This is a genomic window from Bradyrhizobium sp. B120, from assembly GCF_049075665.1.
Lineage (GTDB): Bacteria > Pseudomonadota > Alphaproteobacteria > Rhizobiales > Xanthobacteraceae > Bradyrhizobium.
In genome coordinates, this window is record NZ_CP185242.1 from 1,664,154 (window position 1) to 1,689,934 (window position 25,781).

Sequence of the window (25,781 nt, forward strand, 5' to 3'; positions counted from 1 at the left end):
GCGATACCAGATCTGAGAGGTCACGTGACTGCACCAAATCCTGCCGCCGGCAAACCCATCGATCCCGCCCAGCTTGCCAATGTGCCGCGGCTGGTCACGGCCTATTTTGCCGGCAAGCCCGATGCCGGCGATCCCACCCAGCGGGTTGCGTTCGGCACCTCGGGCCATCGCGGCTCGTCGTTGAAGAATTCGTTCAACGAGGACCACATCCTCGCCACCACGCAGGCGATCTGCGACTACCGCCGCGAGAAGGGGCTCACTGGGCCGCTGTTCATCGGCATCGATACCCATGCGCTGGCCGAGCCGGCGCTGGCCAGCGCGGTGGAAGTGTTCGCGGCGAACGGCGTCGAGATCATGATCGACGCGCAGGGCGGCTACACCCCGACGCCGGTGATCTCGCACGCGATCCTGAGTTACAACAACGGCCGCAGCACGGGCCTTGCCGACGGCGTCGTCATCACGCCGTCACACAACCCGCCGGAGGACGGCGGCTACAAGTACAATCCGCCGCATGGTGGCCCCGCCGACACCGACGTCACCGCCGTCGTCGAGAAGAACGCCAACCGCTATATCGAGGCCGGCCTCAAGGGCGTCGCGCGGATGCCGTATGATCGCGCGCGCAAGGCCGCGACCACGCACCTGCACGACTACATCACGCCTTATGTCGCCGATCTCGGCAACACCGTCGATCTCGCGCTGATCAAATCCGCCGGGGTCAGGATCGGCATCGATCCGCTCGGCGGCGCAGCGGTGCATTACTGGCACCCGATCATCGCGCGCTACGGCATCAACGCGTCAGTGGTCAACGAGGCGGTCGATCCGACCTTCCGCTTCATGACCGCGGACTGGGACGGCAAGATCCGGATGGACTGCTCGTCGCCTTATGCGATGGCGAGCCTGATCGGGATGCGCGACCGGTTCGACGTCGCCTTTGCCAACGACACCGACGCCGACCGGCACGGCATCGTGACCCGCTCGAACGGGCTGATGAACCCGAACCATTTCCTCGCCACCGCGATCGCTTATCTGTTCGCGCACCGGCCGCAATGGAGCGGGAGCGCAGCGATCGGCAAGACCATCGTGTCGAGCTCGATCATCGATCGCGTGGCCAAGAAGCTCGGCCGCAAGCTCGTGGAGACGCCGGTTGGCTTCAAATGGTTCGTCGAAGGGCTCGGCAGCGGCGGCTTCGGCTTCGCCGGCGAGGAAAGCGCCGGCGCATCGTTCCTCAAGCGCGACGGCTCGGCGTGGACCACCGACAAGGACGGCATCATCCTGGGCCTGCTGGCGGCGGAGATCATCGCCAAGACCGGCCGCGATCCCAGTGAATTGTTCAAGGAGCTGACCGCCGAGCTCGGCGTTCCCTATTATGAGCGCATTGATGTCGCGGCGACGCCGAAGCAGAAGAACGCGCTGAAGGCGCTCGGGCCCGAGCAGCTCAACATGACCGAGCTCGCCGGCGATCCCGTGCGCGCGGTCAGGACCAAGGCGCCGGGCAACGATCAGCCGTTTGGCGGCATCAAGGTCGAGAGCGAGGCCGGCTGGTTTGCCGCGCGTCCCTCCGGCACCGAGGATGTCTACAAGATCTACGCCGAAAGCTTCCGCGGACCGGATCATCTGAAAAAGATCCAGGGCGACGCGCAGGCGGCGATCGCCAAGGTGTTCTGAGAGGGCGGGGCCGGGCGGAATTCATGCGCGTATTGTTGACCGGCTCCTCCGGCTGGCTCGGCCGTTTCCTCGCGCCGCGGCTTCGACAAGTGGGCCATGACGTGACTGGCCTCGACGTCGTCGCGGGCGAGGCGACCAATGTGGTCGGCTCGGTCGCCGACCGGTCGGTGGTCGATCGGGTGTTCGGTGATCACGGCATCGAGGCCGTGATCCATGGCGGCGCGCTGCACAAGCCTGATATCGCGCGGTTCGCGCCGCAGGCCTTTGTCGACGTCAATGTGTCAGGCACGCTCAATCTCTTGCGGGCTGCGGCCGCCGCCCGCCATGACCGCTTCGTCTTCACCTCGACGACCTCGCTGATGATCTCGCAGGCGATCCGCGATGAGGAAGGCCATGCGGCGGTGTGGCTCGACGAGGCGACAGGGCCGCTCGAGCCGCGCAACATCTACGGAGTGACGAAACTCGCTGCCGAAGGGCTGTGCCGGCTGTACAGCCGCGAGCATGGGCTGAACTGCGCGGTGCTGCGCACCAGCCGTTTCTTCCCCGAGGACGACGACACCATCCGCGACATCCATGGCGAGAACCTGAAGGCGGTCGAGCTGCTGTATCGCCGCCTGACGGTCGAGGATGCCGCCGATGCCCATGTCGTGGCGCTGGAGAATATCCGCGGCTTCGAAGTGTTTGTGATCAGCGCGCCGACGCCGTTTGCGCGCAGCGATGTTGCGGCCCTGAAGACGGACGCGGCCGGCGTGATCGCGCGCCATTTCCCCGATGCGCCGGCGCTGTTCGCGCGGCGCGGCTGGCATTTGCCGAAATCGATCGGCCGGATCTACGACGCGGGCAAGGCCGAACGGCTGCTCGGTTTCCGCGCGGTAACCGACTTTGCAGCGGTGCTCGGCGCCCTGCGCAGCGGCGAGCCGCTTCCCTTTGCGCACGATCCCGATTATGTCTCGCCGTCAACGAGGCTCGCAAATGGCTGATTTCCACGGCGTCTTTCCTTACCTGGTGTCTCCGGTCGATCCCGCCGGCCATGTCCGCACCGAGGTGCTGGGCCGGCTCTGCGACGATCTGGTCAAGGCCGGTGTCCACGGGTTGACGCCGCTCGGCTCGACCGGCGAATTCGCCTATCTCAACAATGCGCAGCGCATGCAGGTGGTGGCGACCACGATCGAGGCCGCGCAGGGCCGCGTGCCTGTTGTGGCCGGTGTCGCCTCGACGGCGACGGCCGATGCGGTGGCGCAGGCCAAGGCTTATCAGAAGCGCGGTGCGGCCGGCATTCTCGCGATCATGGAGGCGTATTTTCCGCTCAGTGACGCCCAGGTGGAATCCTATTTCCGGGCCATCGCCGACGCCGTCGACATTCCGGTCGTGATCTACACCAACCCGAATTTCCAGCGCTCCGACCTCACGCTCGACGTGATCGCACGCCTCGCCGAACATCCGCGGATTGGCTACATCAAGGACGCCTCGACCAACACCGGCCGGCTGCTGTCGATCATGAACCGCTGCGGCGACAGCCTGAAAGTGTTCTCGGCCTCAGCCCATATTCCGGCCACCGTGATGCTGATCGGCGGCCATGGCTGGATGGCGGGCCCGGCCTGTATCATCCCGCGGCAGAGCGTCGAGCTCTACAATCTGTGCCGCCGCGCCCGCTGGGACGAGGCAATGGCCCTGCAGCGAAAGCTCTGGCGCATCAACGAGGCGTTCGCCCGCTTCAACCTCGCCGCCTGCATCAAGGCCGGGCTTTCGAGCCAGGGCTACGATGTCGGCGACCCCGTGCCGCCACAAGCGCCGCTCACCGCCGAGCAGCGTAAGGTGGTCGAGACCGCGTTGCGCGATCTCGGTTGAAGCTGGCTTGCGCGTTGCAAGTGCTCTCACCACGTCGTCATTCTCGGTGCGCAATTGCGCACTTGGGGGCGAGGCGAAGCCTCGAGCCCGGAATCCATAACCACGATCGGGAGTATGGATTCCGGGCTCGCGCCAAGGCGCGCCCCGGAATGACAGCCAGTTGTCTCGCGCCCAAAATCCGTTAAAACCCGCCGAAATTTCTGAAATCAAGGACCCTCCGATGAACATTCTTCCCGGCAATATGCGTTTTGGTGCGGGCCAGCCGGTCAAGCGTCTGGAAGACCAGCGGCTGCTCACCGGGAAGGGGCATTTCATCGACGACAAGCCGCAGGACGGCGCGCTCTGGCTGCACGTGCTGCGCTCGCCGCATGCCCATGCCAACATCAAGTCGATTGACGCCAAGGCGGCGCTCGAGATGCCCGGTGTCAAGGCGGTCTATACCGGCGCCGACCTCGTGAAGGACGATATCGGCACGCTGCCGACGCTCGCGATCTTCAAGCGGCCCGATGGCTCGCCGATGACCGTGCCACCGCGGCGCCTGCTGGCGCATGAGGTGGTGCGCTACGCCGGCGAGGGTGTCGCGGCTGTGGTCGCGACCTCGCGCGTGCTGGCGCAGACCGCGGCCGAGGCGATCGAGGTCGATTACGAGGTGCTGCCTTCGGTGGTCGATCCGGTCGAGGCGATCAAGCCGGGCGCGCCGGCGGTCTGGCCGGAGGCGCCCGACAACATCGTGGCCGCGATGAGCTATGGCGACGCCGCCAAGGTCGAGGCGGCCTTTGCCAGTGCCGCGCACAAGGTGTCGCTCGATCTGGTCAGCCAGCGCCTGGTGCCGTCGGCGATGGAGCCACGCTCGACCATTGCCGAGATCGAGAAGAAGACCGGCCGGCTGATTCTCCATGTGCAGTCGCAGACCCCGGGCTCGACCCGTGATCTCCTGGCGGAATCGATCCTGAAGCGGCCGAAGGACAGCGTGCGCGTGCTGGTCGGCGATATCGGCGGCGGCTTCGGCCAGAAAACCAGCCTCTATCCCGAAGACGGCATCGTCGCCTATGCCGCGACCAAGCTGAACGAGAAGATCCGCTGGCGCGGCGACCGCACCGACGAGTTCGTCGGCGGCACCCACGGCCGCGACCTGACCTCGACCGGCGAGTTCGCGCTCGATGCCAAGGGCCGCGTGCTGGCCTACCGCGTGCGTTCGATCGGCGGCACCGGCGCGTACTCGTCGGGCACCGCCAACATCATTCCGCTGGTGCTCGGCCCGTTCGTGCAGACCGGCGTCTACGATCTGCCGCTGGTGCATTTCGAGGTGAAGTCTGTCATGACCAACACCGCGCCGGTCGGTGCCTATCGCGGCGCCGGCAGGCCCGAGGCGGTGTTCATCGTCGAGCGGCTGTTCGATGCCGCCGCACGCCAGATCGGCATGGACCCGCGCACCATCCGCAAGGTCAACTACATCAAGCCGGCGCAACTGCCCTACACCAACGCGGTCGGGCAGGTGTATGACTCCGGCGCATTCGCCCACATGCTGGAGCGCGCGTCCGACTTGGCCGACTGGAACGGCTTTGCCGCGCGCAAGAAGGCGGCGAAGAAGAAGGGCCTGCTCTATGGCCGCGGTCTGACCAGCTACATCGAATGGACCGGTGGCCGCGCCCACACCGAAAACGTCTCGCTGCATGCGACCGCGGAAGGCCGCGTCATCCTGCATTCCGGCACCATGGCGATGGGGCAGGGCCTCGCCACCACCTACACCCAGATGATCGCCGATACGCTCGGCATTGCCATGGACAAGATCGACGTCATCCAGGGCGACACGGATCTTGCCACCGGCTTCGGCAGCGTCGGCTCGCGCTCGCTGTTCGTCGGCGGCACCGCGGTTGCGGTCTCCACCAACGACATGATCAACAAGGCGCGCGACAAGGCCTCCCATTTGCTCGAAGCCTCCGTCGGCGACATCGAGTATCGCGACGGCTTCCTCACCGTGGTCGGCACCGACAGGCGCATCAGCCTGTTCGAGATCGCAAAGAAGGAAACCGGCGCAAAGCTCTCGGTCGAGAGCGAGGGCAATGTCGACGGCCCGAGCTGGCCGAACGGCACCCATATCTGCGAGGTCGAGATCGATCCCGAGACCGGCGTCACGCGGGTGGTGCGCTACACCACGGTCGACGACGTCGGCGTCGCGGTCAATCCGATGCTGGTGACGGGGCAGGTGCATGGCGGCGTCGTCCAGGGCATCGGCCAGGCCCTGTACGAAGGCGTGGCCTACAGCGAGGAAGGTCAGCTTCTGACCGCAAGCTATCAGGACTATTGCATCCCGCGCGCCTCGGACGTTCCGCCGATCACGGTGACGCTCGATCCCTCCGCGCCGTGCAAGACCAATCCGCTCGGCGCCAAGGGTTGCGGCGAGTCGGGCGCGATCGGCGGGCCGCCCTGCATCACCAACGGCGTGATGGATGCGCTGAGCGAGGTCGGCATCACCCAGCTCAACACGCCACTGACGCCGGTCAAGATCTGGCAGGCGATCCAGGACGCGAAGGCGGGGACTTGAGCACGCCGATGCCTTCACCCTCCCCTGGAGGGGGAGGGTCGTCACGCATCGTCAGATGCGTGACGGGGTGGGGTGATCTCTCAACTGAGGCAGTGCTCGCGAGGAGGGACTTTCACCCCACCCCGCCGCTCCTTTCAGTCGCGTCGACCCTCCCCCTCCAGGGGAGGGTAGGGGAATGGCGAATTCGCCCAAAGGCGGTCTACAGCCCCAGCACCATCTTCGCGATGATGTCGCGCTGGATCTCCGACGATCCGCCGAAAATCGTATACGCCCGCCCGTTGAGATATTCGGGCACCACCGGCAGCAGTTCCTCCGGGATCGCCGGCTCGTGGTTGAGCCGGTAGAACGGTCGCGCCGGCTCGACGGCGAGGCCGTCCTGGCCGATCACATCGACGCCGAGCCGGGTCACCGCCTGGCGGATCTCGCTGACGCGAAGTTTGATCAGCGACGACACCGCGCCGGGATTCTGCCCGGTCTGCAGCGCCGACAGCACCCGCAGTTCAGTCATCTCGAGCGCATCGATATCGACCTCGACCTCCGACATCCGCATCGCGATATCGGGGTCCTCGATCGCGCGGCCGGTGACTTCGGAGCCTGCGAGATCGGAGATCGTCTTCAGCGCCTCGCGCAGCTTGGCGGACGCGATGCCGGAGCCGCGCTCGAATTCGAGCAGATACTTACCGTAGGTCCAGCCCTTGCCTTCCTCGCCGACGCGGTTGGCAATGGGCACGCGCACGTCGTCGAAGAACACTTGATTGACCTCGTGGTCGCCGCCGATGGTCAGAATCGGGCGCGTGGTGATGCCAGGCGTCTTCATGTCGATCAGGATGAAGCTGATGCCGTCCTGCTGCCGCTCGCCATCATTGGTGCGAACCAGCGCGAACATGCGGTTGGCGTGATGCGCATGCGTGGTCCAGATCTTGGTGCCGTTGATGACGTAGTCGTCGCCGTCGCGCGCCGCGCGGGTCTTCAGCGACGAAAGATCGGAGCCCGAACCCGGCTCGGAATAGCCTTGGCACCAGTAGTCCTCACCCGAGAGGATTCGCGGCAGGTAGAAGTTCTTCTGCTCGGGCGAGCCGAAGCCGATGATGACGGGGCCGACCATCTTGACGCCCATCACGTTGACATTCGGCACGCCGGCGCGGGCGCATTCGGCCTCGAAGATCCAGCGCTGCGCCGGCGTCCAGTCCGGCCCGCCATGGTCGACCGGCCAGCCCGGCGCGCCCCAGCCTTTCCGGTGCAGCGCGCGCTGCCAGGCCATGCCGATGTCGGGATCGGAGAACACCGACGGCGTCAGCGCGGTGGCGCGCTTCATTTCCGGCGTCAGGCTCTCGGCGATGTAGTCGCGGACTTCCTTTTCGAAAGCGCGTTCCTCGGCGCTGAAGGTGAGATCCATGGTGCACTCTCCGTTAGGCGTGGGCGCGGCCGCTTAAGGCGGCGTGGCGGCGATAATGATGGGCACTGCCGCCGAACAGCGTGTCGAAGGCAAGCAGCCGCTTGAAATAGGCGCCGATGTCGAGTTCTTCCGTGACGCCCATGGCGCCGTGCAGCTGGACTGCCTGCTCGGCGACGAAGCGCGCGCATTTGCCGATCTTCGCCTTGGCGCCGGATGCGGCACGGCTGCGGGCGACCGGTTCGGCATTGGCCATCAGCGCGGCGCGCAGCGCCATCGAGCGCGCCTCGTCGACCTGCATCGCCACGTCGGCGAGGCGGTGGCGGATCACTTGATTGGCCGACAGCGGCCGGCCGAACTGCTTGCGAATTTTTGTGTATTCGAGCGTGGTGTCGAGCAGCGTCTGCATGATGCCGACCGCCTCGGCGCCGAGCGCGGCCATCGCGCGGTCGACCACGGTCTCGATCGCGGGCAGCGCATCCCGGCCGTCGCCGAGCAGCGCGTCGGCGGGCAATTGCACATCCCTGAGATCGAGATTGCAGCCGCGCCCGCCACCGAGCCGCGCGTAGTCGCGCAGAGCGAGGCCGGGTGTTCCAGCCGGCACCAGGAACAGGCCGAGCTTGCCGGATGCGCCATTGGCATTGGCGACGCGGGCGGAGACAATGATCTGGTTGGCCGATGCGCCGTCGAGCACCGCGATCTTGCTGCCGCTCAAAAGCCAGCCGCCGGCAGTTTTCGTCGCTGTCGTGTCGACATGGCCGAGGTCGAACCGCGCGGCGCGCTCCGAATGCGCAAAGGCGAGCGTGAGCGCGCCCTCGGCGACCTTGGGCAGGATCGCCTGCTGCTGCGCCTCGGTGCCGCATTCGGCGACCAGCGCGGCGCCGATCACGACGGTGGAAAGGAACGGCTCGGACACCAGGCCGCGCCCGAACGCTTCCATCAGTAGTCCGATCTCGATCGCGCCGCCGCCGAGCCCGCCATGGGCTTCGCTGATCGGCAGCGCCAGCCAGCCGAGCTCGGCGAACTGCTTCCAGATCGCGGGCGAATAGCCCAGCGCATCGTTCGCCGTCTTCTTGCGATGCTCTGATGTGAAGGTCCCCGCCACGAAGCGGTCGGCACTGTCGCGCAGCAGGCGCTGCTCGTCGCTGAGGGTCAGGTCCATCTGGGTCTACTTCACGTTGGCGGTTTTTCTGACGGAGGGGTGCAGACCCGCGGGGTCCACCACCATTCCGAATTCCTGCAGATTGTGCGCGTGGCAGAGCTGATGCAGCGCGAACGCCTGATCGATCGCAGCAGGCTGCCCCATGATGTCGATCGAGCGGTTCACCGCCTCCTTGGACAGCTTCAGCGCGAACGCGGGTTTTGCTGCGATGCGCCGCGCGAGCGCCAGCGTGAAAGAGGAGAGATCGCCGCGCGGCACCACGTGATTGACCATGCCGAGGCGATGCGCCTCGTCGGCGCTCCAGACGTCGGCGGTGAACAGCATCTCCTTGGCTTTGCGCGCACCGAGTTCCCAAGGATGCACGAACCACTCGACGCCGCAGACGCCCATCGTCACCACGGGATCGCAGAACTCGGCATCGCTGCTCGCGACGATCAGGTCGCAGGCCCAGGCCAGCATCAGCCCGCCGGCGATGCACTTGCCGTGCACCTCCGCGATCGTCGGCTTGGCGAGATTGCGCCAGCGCCGTGTGATCTGCAGGTAGATCTCCTGCTCGCGTGCGAAGCGGCCATGCGCGTTGGGTTCGGCGAAGCCGCCCCAATTTCCGACTGGCGGGAAATCGACGCCGGCCTGGTTCTTGGCCCCAGGCCTGAGATCATGACCGGCCGAGAAATGCGGGCCGTTGCCGGCGAGGATGATGACCTTGATTGCGTCGTCCTGCACCGCCTGGTCGAAGGCGGTGTTGAGGTCGTAGGTCATCTGCAGGTTCTGGGCGTTGCGCGCTTCAGGCCGATTCATCACGATCCGCGCAATCGCAGGATCAGGCCGCTCGACAACAATCGTCTCGAATTGTTCAGACGCCAATGGATCCTCCCAGGATCGATTTTTCGCCATGATGAACAGCGCAAGGAGGGATAGGCAAGGGCCATCATCGGCAAAACCGGCCGCGAATCCCGCCACGCGGGATTGTCGGGCGAAAATCTGTTACCGTGATGCGAGAATCCACCGGGAGGACCATCTTCATGCGCAAGCTTTGGACCGTGCTGGCAGCGCTGGCGACATTGAGCCTGACCAACTGCGGCTACAACGCGATCCAGACCAATGACGAGACGGTCAAGTCGAGCTGGTCGGAAGTGGTGAACCAGTACCAGCGGCGCGCCGATCTGGTGCCGAACCTGGTCAATTCGGTGAAGGGCTTTGCGCAGCAGGAGAAGGACGTGCTGCTCGGCGTCACCAACGCGCGCGCCAAGGTCGGCAGCATCCAGGCGACGCCCGAGGTGCTCAACGATCCGGCCGCGTTCCAGAAGTTCACGCAGGCGCAGGGTGAGCTCACCAGCGCGCTGTCGCGGCTCCTGGTCGTGACGGAGAACTACCCGCAGCTGAAATCGGATGCACTGTTCCGCGACCTGATGGCCCAGCTCGAAGGCACCGAGAACCGCATCACCGTGGCGCGCAACCGCTACATCAAGGCGGTGCAGGACTATAATGTCGGCATCCGCACCTTCCCGAACAATCTGACTGCGATGGCGTTCGGCTACAAGGAGAAGCCCAACTTCTCGGTCGAAAACGAGAAGGAGATTTCGACCGCTCCGAAGGTCGATTTCAATCCGGCGCCCGCGCCCGCGCCGTCGAAATAGCGCCGGCGTGCCCACCAACGCGATGACCGCCGCCCGCGTCTTCCTGCTGGCCTTCCTGCTGGGCTTCGTGTGCCCGGCGTGGGCCGAGGTCGCGGTCCCTCAGCTCACCGGCCGCATCGTCGATCAGACCGGGACGCTGTCGGCGAGCGACGTTGCGTCGCTGAACGACAGGCTGAAGGATCTGGAGGCCCGCAAGGGCAGCCAGATCGCGGTCCTGATCGTGCCGACGACGGCTGAGGAAACGATCGAGCAGTTCTCGATCCGCGTGGCCGAGGCCTGGAAGATCGGGCGCAAGAAGGTCGATGACGGCGCGCTGCTCGTCGTCGCCAAGAACGATCGGCATTTGCGCATCGAGGTCGGCTACGGCCTCGAAGGCGTGCTGAGCGATGTCGTCACCCATCGCATCATCGACGAGGACATCACGCCGAAATTCAAGGCCGGCGATTTCGCCGGCGGCATTTCGGCCGGCGTCGACCGCATGATCCGCCTGATCAATGGCGAGCATCTGCCGGCGCCGGAGCCCGAGCATTGGCAGGGCCCCAATCTCGTCGATCTCGCCAATCCGGTGACGATCTTTGTCGTCATCATCGTGGCGAGCGTGCTGCGTGCGATGCTGGGGCGGCTGTTGGGCTCGGCCGCGACCGGCGGCATCGTCGGTGTCTTCATCTGGATGGTAGCCGGCTCGCTCGCCACTGCCTTGGTGGTCGGGCTGTTCGCTGCAATTGCGGCGCTGATCTTCGGCGGATTGAATTTTGGCGGTCCGGCGGCCGGCTCGGGACCATACCGGCGCGGCGGCGGCTATTCCGGAGGGTGGTCCGGCGGCGGGGGCTGGAGCAGCGGCTCAAGCTCGAGCGACAGCGGCGGCTTCAGCGGCGGAGGCGGCAGCTTCGGCGGCGGCGGCGCTTCGGGGAGCTGGTAGGCACATGGGCATCAAGCGCATCGGCAAGCATCTGCTCGAGCATCGCTGGCGCGTGCGGCGCGAGTTTCCGCCGCGCGTGCTCGACGCGATCGAGCGGGCGATCAAGGCCGGCGAGGCCACGCATTCGGGCCAGATCCGTTTCGTCGTCGAGGGTGCGCTCGACGGCGTGCCGCTGTTCCGCGATCAGCCGGCGCGGGAGCGGGCGCTTGACGTGTTCGCGCACTTGCGGATTTGGGACACCCATCACAACAACGGCGTCCTGATTTATCTTTTGCTCGCCGACCGTGACGTCGAGATCGTCGCCGATCGTGGCATCGATGCGAAGGTCGGCCGCGCCGGCTGGGAAGCGATCTGTCGCGCGATGGAAATCGACTTTCGGGCAGGCCGGTTCGAGCAGGGCGTGATCAAGGGGATCCAGGCGGTGTCGCGGGAACTGGCGCAGCATTTCCCGCATGTCGCCGGAGGCCCGAACGAGCTGCCGGATAAGCCGGTGGTGATTTAGGGCGACCAACGATTTGGTCCGATGCTCTCATCCTCCCCTGGAGGGGGAAGATCGACGCGAATGCAATGAGCGGCGAGGTGGCGTGAAGGTCTCTCCGCGTGAACCCTGCCCGAGTGGAGAGATCACCCCACCTCGGTTCGCATTGCGCTGCGCTTCATGCGAACCGATCCTCCCCCTCCAGGGGAGGATAAGAACACAGCGCTTACGCCTTCACCGACGGCCGCGCGCCGACGCGGTTGAACCAGGCGACGATGTTGGCGTTCGACTGGTCGAGCGGCTGGCCGACCTGGTTGCCGAAATCGAGCCAGCAATAGAGCAGCATGTCGGCCAGCGTGAAGCGCTTGCCGCAGATGTAGTCGCGGCCGTCGGCCATCTGGCTATCAAGCCATTTGATGCGGTTGGCGGCGATCATCTTCAGCCCGGGCGAGGCCTCGGGCGCGACCGGAATGCGCTTCTCGAAGAATTTCAGCGCCTCGCCGAAGCGATAGCCGTTGGCGAGCGGCTCGGCGATGTTGAGATCGACGCGGCGCGTCCACATCCGGCACTCCGCGCGCTCTTCCGGCGTGCTGCCGATCATCGCGGGCGAGGGATGCTTCTCCTCGAGATATTCGCAGATCGCCGTGATCTCCGAGAGGTAGTTGCCGCAGTCGAGCTCGAGCGCCGGCATCTGGCCGTGCGGATTGCGCTTCAGATGCGCTTCCTCGCGGTTCTCGCCCTTGCGCAGGTCGACGGTCTCTTTGGGGATCTCGATGCCCTTCTCCGCCATGAACATGCGCACGATGCGCGGATTGGGTCCGATCGAGTCGTAAAGCTTCATGGTCCTCGCTCCCTGTTCTTCAGCGTTATTCTTGCCGCTGTTGAACAGGCCACGCGCGGATTTGTCAAATGAAGCATCACATGTGCGGTCGCGCACGCGGAGGTCATTGCGCCGGTTGAGGTGCGATTCCCGGCACGGACGGTCGCGCGCGATAGACCGCCAGACCCACGAGACCCACTGCCGCGGCGAACAGGATGTAGTAGACCGGCGCAGCCTTGTCGCCCGTTGCCTGGACCAGCCAGGTGTTGATGAACGGCGCCAGCCCGCCGAACAGCATCACGGCCAGATTGTACATCAGCGATGCGCCGGTGGAGCGCACGCCGACGGGAAATATCTCCGTCATGAAGGCCGGCATCGGCCCGGCCAGGGCTCCGAGCAGCACCGCGACGATCTGCAACTGCCAGAGGTTCGCGGTGGTCGGGGCGGCGACGAGCCGCTGCAAGATCACATAGAACAGCAGGCTGTAGACGATCAGCGCCGGAACGAGCACCGCGCGACGACCGATCCGGTCGGAGAGCGCGCCGCAGGCCACCGCCACCGCCGCATTGACGAGGCTGACGACGAGCAGGCCGAGCTGTGCATTCAGGAGCGGCAGCTTCAGCTCGGCGACCGCATAGGTCGGCAGAAAGATCGCATTGACATAGTTGATCGCCGTACCGGCCGCGATCAGGCAAAATGAGGCAATCAACTCGCGCGGATGTTCGGAGAACAATTGGCCGAGCGTGGTCTGCCGGCTCGGCTGCGCCGTCGCAGCCTTCTCGGCGAGATACGCCTGGAATTCAGGCGACTCGTCGCACCTTTGGCGCAGATACCATCCGGTCGGTCCGATCAGAATGCCGAGGATGAACGGCATGCGCCAACCCCAGCTCGCGAAAGCGTCGGGCGACAGGCCGAGATTGAGACCGATCGCCATCGCGGCACCGAGGCCAAACGCCAGCGATTGCGACACCATCTGAAACGAGCCGTAGAAGCCGCGCCGGCCGGGCGGCGCGAATTCGATCAGCATCGCGCTGGCGCTGCCGAACTCGCCGCCGGCGGAAAAACCCTGGATCAGCCGCGCCAGCAGCAATAGCAGGGGCGCCGCGATCCCGATCGCGCCATAGGTCGGCAGCAGGCCGAGCAGGCCGGTGCCGACAGCCATCAGCGATATCATCACGACCAGCGCCTTCTTGCGGCCGTGCTTGTCGGCATAGAGCCCGAACACCAGGCCACCCAACGGCCGCGCTGCAAAGGCGATCCCGAATGTCGCGAAGGTCAGCAGCAGCGAGGAATGCGGATTGTCCGCCGGAAAGAACAGCTTGCTCAGGATGCCGGCGAACAGGCCAAAAACGGTGAAGTCGAACCATTCCAGCGCATTGCCGATCGTGGAGGAGATCACCACCCGGCGGCGCATCTGCGCCATCGTGTCAGCCTGCATTCATTTCGTCTCCCCGCTGTCGGCAACGGCTTGCACCGCCGAGCCCATGATTTTTTGTCGTTGAGCCGATCCTAATGCAAAGTCATGGCAGGCCACAACGGGCGGCTTGCCGGGGTCGGGCGTCAATCGTCGAGCTTGTTGAGGTCGCGCACCGACTGCATGATCGGCTCGAAATTCGACCGCGCGTCGAGCGCGTCAAACAATTGCGCGGTGTCCTCGAGCAGGGCATGCGAGCGTTGCAGCGCGATCCGCACGTCGTCCTGCGGCGTGTCAGACAGCCGGCCATGACCCGACAGCAGGATCTTCGAGTTGAGGCCCTTCAGCCGCTCCAGCGACTGGATGTAGTCGGCGATCGAGCCGGAGCCGAACACGCCGCCCATCACGCCGCCGGGCATCAGCGTGTCGGCGGCGAACAACAGCCCCTTGTCCTGATCGAACAGCGAGATGCAGGCCGAGGTATGGCCCGGCGTGTACATCACGTTGAGGCGGAAATTGCCGAGGTCGATCAAATTGCCTTCCTCGAGCCAGATGTCGATGTCGATCGGCACGTTCGGTTCATTGAACATCTTGCGCAGCATCGAGAAGTCGTCGCGCAGCATGATCTTGTTGGCGGCGAGCCGGTGCGCGGCGATGTAGGCGCTGCCGTGGAAATGATAGGCCGCACCGATATGATCGAGATGTTCGTGGCTCAGCACCACCATGTCGATCATCGCGGGCGTGATGCCGAGATGATTCAGACAGGCGATCAGCGATGGATAGTTGGTCGACAGCCCGACGTCGATCATAATGGTCCGCTTGCTGCCGCGCACGAGATAGGCATTCGCCGCGCGGTTCTTGAAGCGGATCTGGTAGACGTCGTCGGCCGCCTGGATCAGCGTGGCGACGTCGGCCTCGAACAGCGTCTTGAACGGGCTTGGCTTGCGCTCGCTCATGGGGTGGCCGCCGTCCGGTAAGTGACGGCGTTGGACGCGCGCAGGCGTTTCGAGAGCGCGTCCATCACCATCAGCGCGAAGGCCGGCTGCTGGCTGACCAGATAGACGAAGCGAGCGTGGTTGATCCGCATCACCCGCGTCGCGGGTGCCGAGGCGATCGCGGTTGCCGAGCGCGCCGAGCCGTCGATCACGGCCATCTCGCCGAAGAACTCGCCCTTGCCGAGGCTGACGATGACCGTCTTGCGTCCGCCATCGATCTTGGCGATGTCGACGGTGCCGCCGAGCACGACAAACAGCTCGCGGCCGGTCGAGCCTTCCTCAAAAATGACGTCATCGACATCAAATTCATTGATGCATTTCTCGATCGTCATGGCGCTCTCCTGCCTTCTGGCTGGAAGACGGCGGTATGTTAGTCGGGAAAACGCCGCGCGCAAACGGAGCTGACGCAGATTGCCGCATGGCAACATCGCCTAAATCCGGCCCGGAAAACTCCCTAAAATTTAGGTAATGGCGGAGCGGGGTAACCATTTCGCAAGCAATAAAAGTTACCGAATTGTCAACCCAGTCTGGAGACTTTGAACGTGAGTGAGCAGCAGAGCGAGCCGGTCAGCGGTCAAGCCGGCGCCGAGACGGCGGCGAAGAGCGAGCCCGTGATGGCCGCGGCCGGTGTCGAGGCCGTCCGGCTTGCGCCCGAGCAGGAAGAGACGTCGCCAAAGGCCGACGCGCCCAGGATGGACGCGCCGAAGGTTGAATCCCCGAAGATTGAGCCGTCCCGGCTGGATCCCATGATTGAGGCCAAGATCGACGCCAAGATCAATGCGAAGATCGAGCCGACCAACATGGACGTGCCCAAGGTCGAGACCGGCAAGCGTGAAGAGCCGCGTTTCCCGGGCAAGCTGATGATCATGGCGCCCGGTGACCGGACCTGGGACCACGAGGCATCCGCCTCCAAGCCGGGCGCCGAGCAGGGCGCCAAGACAGCAGGCAAACCGGCCGGCACGCGCCGGTTCGGGGCCATGGCCGCCGTAATTGCGCTGGCGACCGTGGCAGGGGCCATCGGTGGCGCGCTCGCGACCGCCGGGCTTGGCCATCTCGCCGCCCCCGCCGCTGCCTCCGTCAGGGATGTGGCTGCCCAGGATGCTGCCAAGGACGCCGCCGCCAAGGAAGCGGCCGACGCCGCGCTCGCCCGGCTCGAATCAGAGATCGCCGCGCTGAAGGCCAATGTGGAGCAGACGGCCAAGGCCGGCCAGGCCCAGTTCAGCAAGGCCAGCGACCGGATCGAGAAGGTCGAGAGGGCCCAGGCCGAGCCGATTGCCAAGCTCAACAAGCTCAGCGAGACCGTCGACAAGCTCCGCGCCCCGCAGACGACCGTCGCCGCCGCGACGCCGGCCCGCGAGGTGACCGGCTCGATCCCGCCGGCGACTGCCGCGGCAGCACCTGCGGCCCCCAGGCCCGAGGTCGGCCGCATGCCGGTGGTCGACGGCTGGGCGCTGCGCGACGTCGGCAATGGCGGCGCGCTGATCGAGGGCCGCGGCGGCATCTACGAGGTTTATGCCGGCGATCCCGTCCCCGGCCTCGGCCGCGTCGACGCGATCCGCAAGCAGGACGGCCGTTGGGTGGTCGTCACCAGCAAGGGCCTGATCGTCTCCCGCTGATCGGCCAAACACGACAACAGCAAGGCGCTTCACCGCGATGTGAAGCGCCTTTTTTCTTGAATAGGGTTTGCCGTGCGGTGTTAGTGGGGCATGAGCCGCGCGCTGAAATGCCTCCTGGTGATGTCCGTTCTGCTCGGTGGCGCCGTGCCTGCGCGTGCCGCGGAGGATCGCGCGCTCGAACGCGGTGCGGCGGTGATCGATCCCGCGATCCTGCGCGAGCTCGATCATGGCCGCCTCAGTCTCGGCCGGATGCTCGCGCCGGAGCGTTCCGCCGACACGCCGCTGTCGAACCGCGAGCTGTTCGGATTGCCTGCGATGGTGCCGGTGCGCGAGGCGCTCGATCGCGAGTTCGATCGCTATGTCGGAAAGCACAAGGAAAGCCTGCCGAACGAGAGCATCGGTGTCGGCGACGGCTTTGCCTTTCAGCTGTTCGACCGCGCGCTGTTTGAATCCCCTGACGTTCGCTTCGTGCTCGCAGGCATCGTTAATCGCATGGACCGCGCCTATGTGGCGCCGAAAGATTGCGGCGAGATCCGGCTGATCTATCGGCTGACCCGCACCGACGTGCCGCTGATCGGCGAGAACGCGGTGTCGCAGCGGCTGCCGATGACGCTGAACCTGGTGCTGAAGGCGAAGGGCGACGGCAACGAGCCGTCGCTCAGCTGCCGCGAGCTCGCGCGACGCTGGCTCGCGACCGGCAGCGCGCCGCCGGCGATGGAGAAACTGTTTGGCAAGGACGGCCCGCTCGACCTGATCGATGCCCGGAATATCGATCGGATCGAGACCAATCTGCAGATCGCGCACGCGCCGAAATCCGCGGTGCGCGACTTCCGCACCGACTATCTCCTGAAAGTGTTCGACTATGACGGCGCGGCAAAACGCTTTGCCGAGGCGCCGCTGGAGAACCAGATCGACCGCGATCGCATTCTGGCCGACGAGGCGCTGAAGCGCGACTTCAAGACGTGGCTGCTCGATCCCAGGCATTTTGCCGAGCTCGATCGCGGCACCCTGCTGATCCCCGATCGCTTCCTCGCGAGCGGTGCGGTCGCGCCGACGCCGACTGGTTTTGATGTCAGCGACCTGGAGCCGGAGTTCGGGATGGTGCAGGGCGAGGGAACGGCCGGCAACGCGCTGTTCTCGGAAGGTGACGTGGTCGGCGCGTTGCAGAAGGCTGCGGCCGACGGAACGAAGCTGCAAAACATCCAGTCGCTGGCCGGCTTCGAGCGGCGCCTGAACGACGTCACCTGCGCCGGCTGCCACCAGACCCGCGGCATCGGCGGTTTTCATTTCCCGGGTGTCGACTGGATGGCGGCAAAACCGTCGAACTCCACCGTGGTGCCGGCCTCGCCGCATTTCTTCGGCGACCAACCTCGGCGCCGCGATATTCTGACCAGCTTCAGCGACGGCAAGGCGCCGGACTTCTCGCGCGGCTTCTCCAACCGGCCGCAACTGCGCGCCGGCGCCGAGCTTGCCGGCACCGAATACAGCGATGGCTGGGGCGCGCATTGCTATGTGCCGGGCACCAGGCCGGCCGAGACCGACCGCAGCTTTCGCGGCTGGACCTGCGCCGAAGGCCTCGCGTGCCAGGTCGCGGGGAAGACCTCCCGGATGGGGATGTGCTTCGTGAAGGGGCGGTAGCCCTGCGCCGGGATCCCTCGTCTCGCTCGCCGCGCTCGTGCGGAGGGAGGTGATCTGGGCAGATTGACAGTGGGCTTACCATTCGTGTTTCATCCGCACCAACAATGTCAGGGGATGGAAGCATGGACGAGGTCATCATCGTCGGTGCCGGTATCGGCGGGCTGACGCTCGGTCTCGCGTTGCATCAGGCCAACGTTCCCTGCCGCATCTTCGAGTCCGCCGGCGAAATCAGGCAGGTCGGCGTCGGCATCAACCTGCTGCCGCATGCGACCAAGGAACTTGCAGCGCTCGGGCTCGAGGACGCGCTTGCGAAGGTCGCGATCACGACCACCGACGCGACCTTCTTCAACCGTTTCGGCCAGTTGATCTACCAGGAGCCGCTCGGCCGCAGCGCCGGCTACGATCATCCGCAGTTCTCGATCCACCGCGGCGACCTGCAGATGGTGTTGCTGGACGCGTTCCGCGCCCGCGCGGGAGCAGATCGCATCGTCACCAATCGTCACTGCGTGGCTGTGGCCCAGGACGACGACGGCGTCACCGTGTCGTTCTCCGATGGTCCCGGCGGTAGCGACCGCTTCACCGCGCGTGGCCGCGTCGCCATCGCTTGCGACGGCATCAACTCGGCGCTGCGCAAGCAATTCTTCCCCGGCGAGGGCGAGCCACGCTATTCCGGCGTCAACATGTGGCGCGGCGTCACCCGCTGGCAGCCGATGCTGTCGGGCGCCAGCATGGTGCGCGCCGGCTGGCTGTCGCACGGCAAGATGGTGATCTATCCGATCCGTCCGGCCGGCGCCGACGGCCTGCAACTCGTCAACTGGGTCGCCGAGATCGAGACGCCGAACTATCGCAAGCGCGACTGGAATCGCACAGGCTCGCTCGACGATTTCATCTGGGCGTTTGCCGACTGGCATTTCGACTGGCTCGACGTGCCCGCCTTCATCCGGGCCGCCGATAGCGTGCTTGAGTTCCCGATGGTCGATCAGGATCCGTTGCCGCGCTGGAGCTTTGGCCGCGTCACCTTGCTGGGCGATGCCGCGCATCCGATGGTGCCGCGCGGCTCGAACGGCGCGGGACAGGCGATCCTCGACGCCCGGGCACTGACCACGGCGTTGCTCGCGCATGACGATCCCGTCGCGGCGCTTTCGGCCTATGAGGCGCAGCGGCTGGAAGCAACCACCCGCATCGTGCTGACCAACCGCACCAACCCGCCGGATGTGATCCTGCGCGAGGTGTTCCTGCGCACCGGAGACAAGCCGTTTCGTGTCATCGAGGACGTGATCAGCCGCGAGGAATTGGCCAGCCTGTCCGACGGCTACAAGCGGATCGCAGGCTATTCCAGGGAAGCGCTGCGCGGCTAGCCGGAAGCCTGCCGCGTTGGGTGCAATCTGCGGTAGGTTTGGAAAATTGACCGCTGACAACAGCCGCAGACAAAGCGGCAGCGCGGGGAGGGGACGGTCATGGTGGAGACGGAGGCAACCGACGTTGCCGACTATATCGACCGGCAGCCTGTCGGCGGCTTTCAGATCAGGCTGCTGCTGACCTGCGCCGCGGTGCTGTTCCTCGATGGCTTCGACACGCAGGCGATCGGCTATGTCGCGCCGGCGCTTGCCAAGAAGTGGAACCTGTCGCGCGCGGCGCTCGGGCCGGTCTTCAGCGCTGGCCTGTTCGGACTGATGATCGGCGCCCTGATCTTCGGACCGCTCGCCGATCGTATCGGGCGCAGGAAGATCATCATCTTCTCGACGCTCGCCTTCGGCATCGGCACGCTGGCGACGGCTTTCGTCAACGACGTCACCGCGCTCATGGTGATCCGCCTGCTCACTGGTTTCGGGCTTGGTGGCGCGATGCCGAATGCGGTGGCAATGACGTCCGAATTCAGCCCGCACCGCCGCCGTGCCACCATGGTGATGATCATGTTCTGCGGCTTCTCGGTCGGTGCGGCGCTTGGCGGCCTGCTCGCCGCGGCCCTGATCCCGCATTATGGCTGGCGTTCGGTGTTTGTCGTCGGCGGTGTCGCGCCGCTGCTGCTGGCGCCGTTCCTCGCGTGGCGGCTGCCCGAATCCGTGCGCTTTCTCGCGCTCAGCGGCCGCGCCCCTGCGCGCGTTGCCGAGCTGCTCGGCCGCATCAACCCGGACGCCGCGCGAGCCGTATCGGGTAGGCAGTTTGTCGTGCATGAGCCACGGCTCGAAGGCCTGCGGGTGCTGCATCTGTTCACCGACGGCAGGACGCTGCCGACGCTGTTGTTGTGGGTCGTGTTCTTCATGAGTCTGCTCGACCTCTATTTCCTGGCGAACTGGCTGCCGACCGTGCTCAACGATCTCGGCGCTTCCGTATCGGCGGCCGCCTTGATCGGCGCGATGCTCCAGGTCGGCGGCGTGGTCGGCACGTTTGCGCTCGGAAGCGTGGTCGACCGTTTTTCGTTCCGTGCGCTGGCGTTGGTCTATTTCGTCGCCGTGTTCGCGGTCGGTGCGATCGGCCAGCTCAGCCATTCGGTGGTGTTGGTCACGCTTGCGGTGTTCGTGGCCGGCTTCTGCATTGTCGGTGGCCAGATCGCCGCCAATGCGCTGGCCGCCAACTTCTACCCGACCGCGATGCGCGCCACCGGCATCGGCTGGGCGCTCGGCATCGGCCGAGTGGGCTCCATCATCGGTCCATTGATCGCCGGCGCGCTGATGAGCGCGAAATGGAGCACCGGGGAGCTGTTCATGACGGCGGCATCGGCCGCCCTGTGCGCGGCGCTGGCGGCGTTCACGCTCAGCCGGGCCGTCCGCCTTGGCGGTGATTCCGGCGCGAGCCGGGCGTCATCATTCGATGCTACGCTGCCTGCTGCGACCAGAACCTGAACAGCCCTTGAGCGGAGACCGGCCGATGAGTGCTCCCGAGCAGGACAAGCAGCGCAACCGCGAGATCGCGGCCAACGAGGCCGAGCGTCAGGCGGTGAGCGCCGTCCGCGTCAGCAGCTGGGCGATCGGGCTCGCGGTCATCATCGGCATCATCGTTGTCGCCGTCGTCTGGTCCTGGCTGAAGCGCTGATCCGCCATAGCGTTTTCAAGCGAAGTGGGCACCGGTTCGCGTGAGGACCACGCGTCAAGACTCAAGCGTAGTGCTTCCGGCGCGGGCCGGGCAGGTGCGCCGGCCCCGGATTTCGCTTCGCTGCATCCGGGCTACAGATGTCGTTGTGCGAAGCGATCGCGCGCAATGACGACCAGGTTCGACTTGGCTTACGCCACCGCGCCGGACGCGCGCAGCTTCTGGATCGTGGCTTCGTCGTAGCCGGCCTGGCGCAGGATCTCGTCGGAGTGCTCGCCGACCTCGGGCGGCTTGCGCGGCTGCACCTTCTTGGCGCCGTCGATGAAGATCGGGCTGTTGACGGTCAGCATGGTGTCGTTCTCGAAGCGCACCAGCACCTCGTTCTCGATCATCTGCTTGTCGTTCGGGATGTCGTCGAGGATGCCGACGACGCCGAACACCAGGCCGTTGCCGTCGAGGATCTTGCGCCATTCGGCGAGGTCCTTGCCGGCGAACACTTCGTCGAAAATCCTGATCAGCTCGACCGAGCGGGCGTGGCGGTCCGCCTTGGTGGCGAAGCGTGCGTCGGCGACGAGGTCCTCGCGGCCCATGCAGCGCGCCAGCGTCGGCCACTGCCGGTCCTCGTTGAGCAGCGACAGGATCAGCCAGCGGCCGTCCTTGCACTTGTAGTGGTTGGTGACGGCGTTGAGCGCCTCTTCGCGCGGCTTGCGCTTCTTGAACTTGGCGCCCACCAGCTTGGCCTGCGCCAGCACGCCGTTGGCCCAGATGCCGTTGGCCATCAGATTGGTCGAGACATGCGAACCCTTCCCGGTCTTCTCGCGCTGGAACAGCGCGGTGACGATCGCGCCGTAGAACGCCATCGCGCAGGGGTGATCGCCCATGCCGGCGACCGAGCGCGCTGGTGTGGTGTCCTCGTCGGCGCGCACCAGGTCCATCAGGCCGGAGCGGGCCCAATAGGCGTTGGAGTCGAAGCCGGGCTTGTTGGCCTCTTCGCCCTTCTCGCCATAGCCGGTGAAGGAGGCATAGATCAGCCGGTCGTTGAGATGGGCGAGATGATCGTGGGTGATGCCGAGCTTCTGGCGCACCTGCGGCGGCATGTTGGTGATGAACACGTCGGCCTCGGCGACGAGCTTGTAGAGCACCTCGCGCGCGTCAGGCTTGGTGAGGTCGAGCGCGAGGCTCTTCTTGTTGCGGGCTTCCAGCATCCACGCGAAATTGTGCTCGCTTGCGGGATAGCCGGGCAAATTGGGCAGATTGCGGTAGGGGTCGCCGGCGCCGGGCGGCTCGATCTTGATGACGTCGGCGCCGAAGTCGGACAGCACGGTGGCGGCCGCGGGCGCCGCGATGAAGCTCGCGCAATCCAGGACCTTGAGCCCGTCAAAAATGCCTTTTTCCATCGTGCCGTCGCTCCCGTGGCGCTTGTTGGTGTTTTTCCGGTAGCTGGAATTATCGTGTGCGATGATCCCGATCGGACCGCCATTTGACCCATCTCGGGGGCACGATGCAACCAAGTCATTCCGGGGCGATGCAAAGCATCGAACCCGGAATCTCGAGATTCCAGGTCTGGTGCTGGCGCACCATCCCGGAATGACGTGCGTGTGATGAACCTACTCCACCCCCGCCATCAGCGCGGCATTGCCGCCCGCGGCGGCGGTGTTGATCGTGACCGTCTGCTCGGTGGCGAAGCGCGTGAGGTAGTGCGGGCCGCCGGCCTTCGGGCCGGTGCCGGAGAGGCCGCTGCCGCCGAACGGCTGCACGCCGACGACCGCGCCGATCATGTTGCGGTTGACATAGATGTTGCCGACCTGGAGGCGGTCGATCACGTGCTCGATCGTGTCGTCGATGCGTGAGTGGATGCCGAGCGTCAGCCCAAATCCAGTCGCCTCGATCGCCGCCAGCACGTCGCCGAACCGCTCGGCACGGTAACGCACGACATGCAGGATCGGGCCGAACACCTCCTCACGCAGCTGGCTCGCCGCCGACAGCTCGAAGATATGCGGCGCGACGAAATTGCCTGCCGGCGCCTCGCCGGCGAGATGCACCCGCGCCTCCTGCTTCATCCGCGCGATATGCGCGTCGAGCCGCTGCTTGGCCTCGGCGTCGATCACCGGTCCGATATGCGTCGACGGTTGCGAGGGATCGCCGATCTTCAGTTCGCGCGCGGCGCCGGCGATCATCTCGATCATGCGGTCGGCGACGTCGTCCTGCACGAACAGCAGCCGCAGCGCCGAGCAGCGCTGGCCGGCGGAACGGAACGCCGAGGTGACGACATCATCGGCGACTTGCTCGGGCAGCGCGGTGGCATCCACGATCATCGCATTGATGCCGCCGGTCTCCGCGATCAACGGCACGATCGGGCCGTCCTTGGCCGCAAGCGTCCGGTTGATCACGCGCGCCACCTCGGTCGAGCCGGTGAACACCACGCCGGCAATGGCGGGATGGCTGACCAGCGCGGCGCCGGCCGTGCCGTCGCCCTGAACCAGATGCAGGGCCGATGCCGGCACGCCGGCCTGATGCAGCAGGGCGATGGCCTCGGCTGCGATGCGCGGGGTCTGCTCGGCCGGTTTGGCGATCACCGCATTGCCGGCCATCAGCGCCGCCGTCACCTGGCCGAGGAAGATCGCGAGCGGGAAATTCCATGGCGAGATCGCGACGAATGCGCCGCGGCCCCGCAGCTCCAGCATGTTGCTCTCGCCGGTCGGCCCGGGCATCGCCTCGCCTTGCCCGAACAGCTTCCGGCCGAGCGCTGCATAGTAGCGGCAGAAGTCGATCGCCTCGCGCACCTCGGAGAGTGCGTCGTCGAGTGTCTTGCCGCCCTCGCTTTGCAGCAAGGCGAGGAAGTGCGCGCGGCGCTGCTCGAGCAGGTCCGCAGCCTTGTCGAGGATCGCCGCACGTTGCGCGGCCGACGTGCCATCCCACGCCTTGAAGCCGCCGCGCGCGGCAGCGACCGCGGCATTCGCCTGTTCGACCGTCGATGTCGCGACCATGCCGGACGCCGCCTTGGGTTCGGCCGCGATCGCCGACGTCAGCGCGTCGAGCGCCTTTCGCTCGCCGAACTCGATGCCGTACGAATTCTCGCGCTGCGGCCGATAGAGATCGGCCGGCAACGGAATTCCGGAGTGAGCAGCGTTGGTGTCGGCGCCGATGATCTCGGCCGGGCGGCGCAGCAGATCCACGATGGAGACGCGATTGTCGGCCGCCAGCGCCACGAACGACGAGTTGGCGCCGTTCTCGAGCAGCCGGCGCACCAGATAGGCAAGCAGGTCGCGGTGGCTGCCGACCGGGGCATAGGTGCGGTGGGCGATCTCCGGCCTGTCGTCGCCGAGCTGGGCGTAGAGCGCTTCGCCCATGCCGTGCAGCCGCTGGAATTCGAAGCTCGCGGGATCGTCTGACAGTTCGAGGATGGTCGCGACCGTCAGCGCGTTGTGGGTGGCGAACTGCGGAAATAGCAGCGGCCGCAAGCCGAGCAGCTTTCGCGCGCAGGCGACATAGTTCAGATCGGTCATCGCCTTGCGGGTGAACACCGGATAGCCGTCGAGCCCGCGCTCCTGCGCGCGCTTGATCTCGGTGTCCCAATAAGCGCCCTTGACCAGGCGCACCATCATCCTGCGGTCGAGCGCGCGCGTGAGTGCATCGATGTAATCGATCACGTCGACGGCACGCTTCTGATAGGCCTGGATCGCAAGCCCAAAGCCGCTCCAGCCGGCGAACGACGGATCGGCGAAGGCAGCTGCGATGACGTCGAGCGACAGCTCCAGCCGGTCGGCTTCCTCGGCATCGACGGTGAAGTTGAGGTCGAACGCCTTGGCGCGGCGCGCCAGATCGATCAGTTGCGGCACCAGCTCGGTCATCACCCGCGCGTGGCTGACCGCCTCGAAGCGCGGATGCAGCGCGGAGAGTTTGACGGAGATGCCGGGCCGGTCGGGCAGGGGCTGATCGCCGGCCGCCTTGCCGATCGCGTCGATCGCGCGGGCGTAGGATTCGAAATAGCGGCGGGCGTCGTCGGCGGTACGGGCGCCCTCGCCAAGCATGTCGAAGGAATAGCGCGAGCCGCGCGGCGTGTGCGATTGCGCCCGCGACAGCGCCGCCTCGATGGTCTCGCCGAGCACGAAATGGCTGCCCATCAGCCGCATCGCCTGCCGTGTCGCGGCGCGCACCGCCGGCGCGCCGAGCCGCTTGGTCAGCCGACCTATCGTTCCTTGCGGTGTTTCACCGGGCTGGATCACGCGCGCCGACATGCCGAGCGCCCAGGCCGAGGCGTTGACCATGAACGCGCTCGATCTGGTCTCGTGGTTGACGAAGTCGCCCTGGCCGAGCTTGTCCTCGATGAACTGGTCGGCGGTGCGCGCATCGGGCACCCGGAGCAGCGCCTCCGCCAACACCATCAGCGCCAGGCCCTCCTTGGTCGACAGCGCGAACTCGCGCAGCATGTCCTCGACCCCGCCGAGCGGATCGTCGTTGGCCCTGATCGCCTCGATCAGGCGCCGCGCGGTGCGGTCGACCCTCACATCCTGGTCGTCGCCAAGCCTGGCGTCCTGGCGCAGGCGGCCGGCGATCGCGGTGTCATCGGGTGCGTAGGGCGCGCTGAACGGGGGCGGGAGCGGGGACGGGTCTGGCATGG

The 25,781-nt window shown here is 66.1% G+C and carries 21 protein-coding genes; 12 read left to right on the top strand and 9 right to left on the bottom strand.

The genetic code is table 11. The features are described from left to right. Window positions 1-24: 24 nt before the first annotated feature. The 4 genes from pgm to ACOIX3_RS07910 all read left to right on the top strand — a co-directional run bounded on the left by pgm (window position 25) and on the right by ACOIX3_RS07910 (window position 6,058). Window positions 25-1,665, top strand: a complete 1,641-nt coding sequence (gene pgm, locus ACOIX3_RS07895; protein ID WP_420969192.1) for a phosphoglucomutase (alpha-D-glucose-1,6-bisphosphate-dependent) — start codon at window positions 25-27, stop codon at window positions 1,663-1,665. A gap of 23 nt (window positions 1,666-1,688) precedes the next feature. Further along, window positions 1,689-2,645 (top strand): NAD-dependent epimerase/dehydratase family protein, encoded by a 957-nt coding sequence (locus ACOIX3_RS07900; protein ID WP_420969194.1) that lies wholly within the window; start codon window positions 1,689-1,691, stop codon window positions 2,643-2,645. Next, window positions 2,638-3,513, top strand: coding sequence for a dihydrodipicolinate synthase family protein (locus ACOIX3_RS07905; RefSeq protein ID WP_420969196.1), 876 nt, complete (start codon window positions 2,638-2,640; stop codon window positions 3,511-3,513). Before ACOIX3_RS07900 ends, ACOIX3_RS07905 begins: the two co-directional genes overlap by 8 nt. 220 nt (window positions 3,514-3,733) lie before the next feature. Next, the gene (locus ACOIX3_RS07910; RefSeq protein WP_420969198.1) at window positions 3,734-6,058 is read left to right on the top strand and encodes a xanthine dehydrogenase family protein molybdopterin-binding subunit; all 2,325 of its coding nucleotides are present in this window, start codon (window positions 3,734-3,736) and stop codon (window positions 6,056-6,058) included. A 199-nt stretch (window positions 6,059-6,257) separates the two neighbouring features. Here ACOIX3_RS07910 and ACOIX3_RS07915 read toward each other — a convergent pair whose 3' ends face one another. The 3 genes from ACOIX3_RS07915 to ACOIX3_RS07925 are packed head-to-tail and all read right to left on the bottom strand — an operon-like array spanning window position 6,258 to window position 9,411. Next, window positions 6,258-7,454, bottom strand: coding sequence for an acyl-CoA dehydrogenase family protein (locus tag ACOIX3_RS07915; protein WP_420969200.1), 1,197 nt, complete (start codon window positions 7,452-7,454; stop codon window positions 6,258-6,260). A 13-nt stretch (window positions 7,455-7,467) separates the two neighbouring features. Then, the gene (locus ACOIX3_RS07920) at window positions 7,468-8,613 is read right to left on the bottom strand and encodes an acyl-CoA dehydrogenase family protein (RefSeq protein WP_420969202.1); all 1,146 of its coding nucleotides are present in this window, start codon (window positions 8,611-8,613) and stop codon (window positions 7,468-7,470) included. Window positions 8,614-8,619: 6 nt separating this feature from the next. Then, window positions 8,620-9,411: an enoyl-CoA hydratase gene (locus ACOIX3_RS07925; protein WP_420971682.1), complete on the bottom strand. Its 792-nt coding sequence runs from the start codon at window positions 9,409-9,411 to the stop codon at window positions 8,620-8,622. A 224-nt stretch (window positions 9,412-9,635) separates the two neighbouring features. On the opposite strand from ACOIX3_RS07925, the gene ACOIX3_RS07930 reads away from it, so the two are divergent. From ACOIX3_RS07930 to ACOIX3_RS07940, 3 genes are read left to right on the top strand one after another with little or no spacing between them, the layout of a single operon-like run. Continuing rightward, window positions 9,636-10,250, top strand: coding sequence for a LemA family protein (locus ACOIX3_RS07930; protein ID WP_092116544.1), 615 nt, complete (start codon window positions 9,636-9,638; stop codon window positions 10,248-10,250). Window positions 10,251-10,272: 22 nt separating this feature from the next. After that, window positions 10,273-11,169: a TPM domain-containing protein gene (locus tag ACOIX3_RS07935; protein WP_420971683.1), complete on the top strand. Its 897-nt coding sequence runs from the start codon at window positions 10,273-10,275 to the stop codon at window positions 11,167-11,169. 4 nt (window positions 11,170-11,173) lie between these two features. Continuing rightward, on the top strand, window positions 11,174-11,671 hold the full coding sequence (locus tag ACOIX3_RS07940) for a TPM domain-containing protein (protein ID WP_420969204.1): 498 nt from the start codon (window positions 11,174-11,176) through the stop codon (window positions 11,669-11,671). A gap of 202 nt (window positions 11,672-11,873) precedes the next feature. On the opposite strand, the gene ACOIX3_RS07945 is transcribed toward ACOIX3_RS07940, so the two are convergent. The 4 genes from ACOIX3_RS07945 to ACOIX3_RS07960 form a co-directional block, all read right to left on the bottom strand. Continuing rightward, window positions 11,874-12,488: a glutathione S-transferase family protein gene (locus ACOIX3_RS07945; protein ID WP_420969206.1), complete on the bottom strand. Its 615-nt coding sequence runs from the start codon at window positions 12,486-12,488 to the stop codon at window positions 11,874-11,876. 103 nt (window positions 12,489-12,591) lie between these two features. Then, complete coding sequence (locus ACOIX3_RS07950; RefSeq protein ID WP_420969208.1) at window positions 12,592-13,905, bottom strand: MFS transporter; 1,314 nt, start codon at window positions 13,903-13,905, stop codon at window positions 12,592-12,594. Between the two features lie 122 nt (window positions 13,906-14,027). Beyond that, complete coding sequence (locus ACOIX3_RS07955; protein WP_420969210.1) at window positions 14,028-14,837, bottom strand: MBL fold metallo-hydrolase; 810 nt, start codon at window positions 14,835-14,837, stop codon at window positions 14,028-14,030. After that, window positions 14,834-15,208, bottom strand: coding sequence for a Crp/Fnr family transcriptional regulator (locus tag ACOIX3_RS07960; protein WP_420969212.1), 375 nt, complete (start codon window positions 15,206-15,208; stop codon window positions 14,834-14,836). Before ACOIX3_RS07960 ends, ACOIX3_RS07955 begins: the two co-directional genes overlap by 4 nt. Window positions 15,209-15,412: 204 nt before the next feature. Here ACOIX3_RS07960 and ACOIX3_RS07965 point away from each other — a divergent pair, with 204 nt between their 5' ends. The 5 genes from ACOIX3_RS07965 to ACOIX3_RS07985 all read left to right on the top strand — a co-directional run bounded on the left by ACOIX3_RS07965 (window position 15,413) and on the right by ACOIX3_RS07985 (window position 21,163). Further along, a complete protein-coding gene (locus tag ACOIX3_RS07965; RefSeq protein ID WP_420969214.1) occupies window positions 15,413-16,492 on the top strand; it encodes a hypothetical protein in 1,080 nt (359 codons plus the stop codon). Window positions 16,493-16,582: 90 nt separating this feature from the next. Next, window positions 16,583-18,130 carry a hypothetical protein gene (locus ACOIX3_RS07970; protein WP_420969216.1) on the top strand — a complete coding sequence of 516 codons (1,548 nt, stop codon included), beginning with the start codon at window positions 16,583-16,585 and terminating at the stop codon, window positions 18,128-18,130. A 122-nt stretch (window positions 18,131-18,252) separates the two neighbouring features. Beyond that, window positions 18,253-19,488 carry a flavin-dependent oxidoreductase gene (locus ACOIX3_RS07975; RefSeq protein WP_420969218.1) on the top strand — a complete coding sequence of 412 codons (1,236 nt, stop codon included), beginning with the start codon at window positions 18,253-18,255 and terminating at the stop codon, window positions 19,486-19,488. Between the two features lie 99 nt (window positions 19,489-19,587). Beyond that, window positions 19,588-20,973: an MFS transporter gene (locus tag ACOIX3_RS07980; RefSeq protein WP_420969220.1), complete on the top strand. Its 1,386-nt coding sequence runs from the start codon at window positions 19,588-19,590 to the stop codon at window positions 20,971-20,973. Window positions 20,974-20,998: 25 nt separating this feature from the next. After that, window positions 20,999-21,163 carry a hypothetical protein gene (locus ACOIX3_RS07985; protein ID WP_223977455.1) on the top strand — a complete coding sequence of 55 codons (165 nt, stop codon included), beginning with the start codon at window positions 20,999-21,001 and terminating at the stop codon, window positions 21,161-21,163. A gap of 188 nt (window positions 21,164-21,351) precedes the next feature. Here ACOIX3_RS07985 and ACOIX3_RS07990 read toward each other — a convergent pair whose 3' ends face one another. Further along, a complete protein-coding gene (locus ACOIX3_RS07990) occupies window positions 21,352-22,557 on the bottom strand; it encodes a CaiB/BaiF CoA transferase family protein (RefSeq protein ID WP_420969222.1) in 1,206 nt (401 codons plus the stop codon). A 210-nt stretch (window positions 22,558-22,767) separates the two neighbouring features. Continuing rightward, a complete protein-coding gene (gene putA / locus ACOIX3_RS07995; protein ID WP_420969224.1) occupies window positions 22,768-25,779 on the bottom strand; it encodes a bifunctional proline dehydrogenase/L-glutamate gamma-semialdehyde dehydrogenase PutA in 3,012 nt (1,003 codons plus the stop codon). Window positions 25,780-25,781 lie beyond the last annotated feature (2 nt).

Coding starts and splice junctions, on each gene's coding strand:
- ACOIX3_RS07900 (WP_420969194.1), top strand. CDS start 1,689: ATGCGCGTATTGTTGACCGGCTCCTCCGGCTGGCTCGGCCGTTTCCTC.
- ACOIX3_RS07905 (WP_420969196.1), top strand. CDS start 2,638: ATGGCTGATTTCCACGGCGTCTTTCCTTACCTGGTGTCTCCGGTCGAT.
- ACOIX3_RS07910 (WP_420969198.1), top strand. CDS start 3,734: ATGAACATTCTTCCCGGCAATATGCGTTTTGGTGCGGGCCAGCCGGTC.
- ACOIX3_RS07915 (WP_420969200.1), bottom strand. CDS start 7,454: ATGGATCTCACCTTCAGCGCCGAGGAACGCGCTTTCGAAAAGGAAGTC.
- ACOIX3_RS07920 (WP_420969202.1), bottom strand. CDS start 8,613: ATGGACCTGACCCTCAGCGACGAGCAGCGCCTGCTGCGCGACAGTGCC.
- ACOIX3_RS07925 (WP_420971682.1), bottom strand. CDS start 9,411: ATGAATCGGCCTGAAGCGCGCAACGCCCAGAACCTGCAGATGACCTAC.
- ACOIX3_RS07930 (WP_092116544.1), top strand. CDS start 9,636: ATGCGCAAGCTTTGGACCGTGCTGGCAGCGCTGGCGACATTGAGCCTG.
- ACOIX3_RS07935 (WP_420971683.1), top strand. CDS start 10,273: ATGACCGCCGCCCGCGTCTTCCTGCTGGCCTTCCTGCTGGGCTTCGTG.
- ACOIX3_RS07940 (WP_420969204.1), top strand. CDS start 11,174: ATGGGCATCAAGCGCATCGGCAAGCATCTGCTCGAGCATCGCTGGCGC.
- ACOIX3_RS07945 (WP_420969206.1), bottom strand. CDS start 12,488: ATGAAGCTTTACGACTCGATCGGACCCAATCCGCGCATCGTGCGCATG.
- ACOIX3_RS07950 (WP_420969208.1), bottom strand. CDS start 13,905: ATGCAGGCTGACACGATGGCGCAGATGCGCCGCCGGGTGGTGATCTCC.
- ACOIX3_RS07955 (WP_420969210.1), bottom strand. CDS start 14,837: ATGAGCGAGCGCAAGCCAAGCCCGTTCAAGACGCTGTTCGAGGCCGAC.
- ACOIX3_RS07960 (WP_420969212.1), bottom strand. CDS start 15,208: ATGACGATCGAGAAATGCATCAATGAATTTGATGTCGATGACGTCATT.
- ACOIX3_RS07970 (WP_420969216.1), top strand. CDS start 16,583: ATGAGCCGCGCGCTGAAATGCCTCCTGGTGATGTCCGTTCTGCTCGGT.
- ACOIX3_RS07975 (WP_420969218.1), top strand. CDS start 18,253: ATGGACGAGGTCATCATCGTCGGTGCCGGTATCGGCGGGCTGACGCTC.
- ACOIX3_RS07980 (WP_420969220.1), top strand. CDS start 19,588: ATGGTGGAGACGGAGGCAACCGACGTTGCCGACTATATCGACCGGCAG.
- ACOIX3_RS07985 (WP_223977455.1), top strand. CDS start 20,999: ATGAGTGCTCCCGAGCAGGACAAGCAGCGCAACCGCGAGATCGCGGCC.
- ACOIX3_RS07990 (WP_420969222.1), bottom strand. CDS start 22,557: ATGGAAAAAGGCATTTTTGACGGGCTCAAGGTCCTGGATTGCGCGAGC.
- putA (WP_420969224.1), bottom strand. CDS start 25,779: ATGCCAGACCCGTCCCCGCTCCCGCCCCCGTTCAGCGCGCCCTACGCA.